A 1,637-nucleotide genomic window follows, 5' to 3' on the forward strand; every position below is an offset into this window, starting at 1 on the left:
TCGCCACCCGGTCCCGGGCGCCGGTGAGCTTCGCGGCGGCGGCCCGCGTATGCCGCTGACGCCGCGGATGCCGCGGATGCCGCGGATGCGGAGAAACGCCGAGAACCGAGTACGGACCTGTCCTTCCGGCGCAAAGGAATCCACTGGTGAATCGAATCGTCCCGCCGACCCCTCCCCCTCCCCCGTCCCCGCCGCCCCCGTCCGCACTCCGCCGGCTGCCGGACCGGCTCGCCGCGTCCGCCCTCGCCCCGGGGAGCGCGGTCCGTCAGCCGGAGTCCTTCGACGCATGGTTCGACGCATCCCGTGAGCGGTCCGGTCTCCGGGTCGAGCGCGTGGAACTCGACGGACTGCGGGACTGGGTCCGGGACGGGCGAACGGGTGCGCTGCGGCACCGGAGCGGCGGATTCTTCGCCATCGACGGCCTGGACGTCCGGCTGCCGTCCGGCCCGGTCCCCCACTGGCACCAGCCGATCATCCATCAGCCGGAGATAGGTTTCCTCGGTCTGCTGGCCAAGGAATTCGGCGGGGTGCTGCATTTCCTCATGCAGGCCAAAGTCGAACCGGGAAACCGGAACCACCTTCAGCTGTCCCCCACCGTGCAGGCCACCCGCAGCAACTACCGGCGGCTGCACCGGGGGCGCGCGGTCCCCTATCTGGGGTACTTCCAGGACAGGACCCGGCACCACATCATCGCCGATGTACTCCAGTCGGAACAGGGCGCGTGGTTCTTCCGGAAACGCAACAGGAACATCGTGCTCGAAGTGACGGAGGACATCGCCGTCCAGGACGACTTCCGATGGCTGACCCTCGGTCAGATATACGAGCTGCTGGCCGTCGAGGACATCGTCAACATGGACACCCGTACGGTGCTGTCCTGTCTGCCGCTGGCGGGCGACGGCCTCGACGGAGTGCTGGACCTGGACGGCGACGGCTTCCGGGCGGCGCTCGGCCGGTCGTGCGCCCGGGAGGTGAGCGGGGTGCACAGCATGAACGAGATCCTGAGCTGGATCACCGAACACCGCGCCCGCAGCGAACTCACCACCCGGCCCGTGCCGCTCGGCGAACTGCGCGACTGGCACAGCGCACCGGAGCGGATCGCCCACGACAGCGGCCGATTCTTCTCGGTGATCGGGGTGGATGTCACCGCCGGGAGCCGCGAGGTGAGCGGCTGGGCCCAGCCCATGATCGAGCCGCACGGCACCGGAGTCATCGCCCTGCTGGTCAAGGAGATCGACGGAGTGCTCCACGCCCTGATGCGAGCCGGCGAGGAGCCCGGCTGCCCGGACGGGGTGGAACTCGCCCCCACCGTCCAGTGCAGCCCCGACAGCTACAAGGTGCTGCCCGGCGCCGCGCGGCCCCGCTTCCTCGACGAGGTGCTGCACGCCCCGCCCGAGCGGATCAGGTTCTCCTGCCTGCTGTCCGAGGAAGGCGGGCGCTTCTACCACGCCCTGAATCGCTACCTCATCGTCGAGACCGACGACGACCACCACGGCGCGGAGGACGAGAACCACTGCTGGATGACACTGCACCAGCTCACCGCACTCCTCCGGCACAGCCACTACCTCAACGTCCAGGCCCGCAGTCTGGTGGCCTGCCTGCACAGCCTGCTGGCCTCGCGTACGCGGTGACACCAACGT

Annotated in this window: 1 protein-coding gene; it reads left to right on the forward strand. The window is 69.6% G+C overall.

Features of this window, described 5'->3' with window-relative positions; genetic code table 11:
- Positions 1-146: 146 nt before the first annotated feature.
- A complete protein-coding gene (locus ACWF94_RS40160; protein WP_453500192.1) occupies positions 147-1,628 on the forward strand; it encodes an NDP-hexose 2,3-dehydratase family protein in 1,482 nt (493 codons plus the stop codon).
- Positions 1,629-1,637 lie beyond the last annotated feature (9 nt).

Source organism: Streptomyces sp. NPDC055078 (assembly GCF_053607985.1).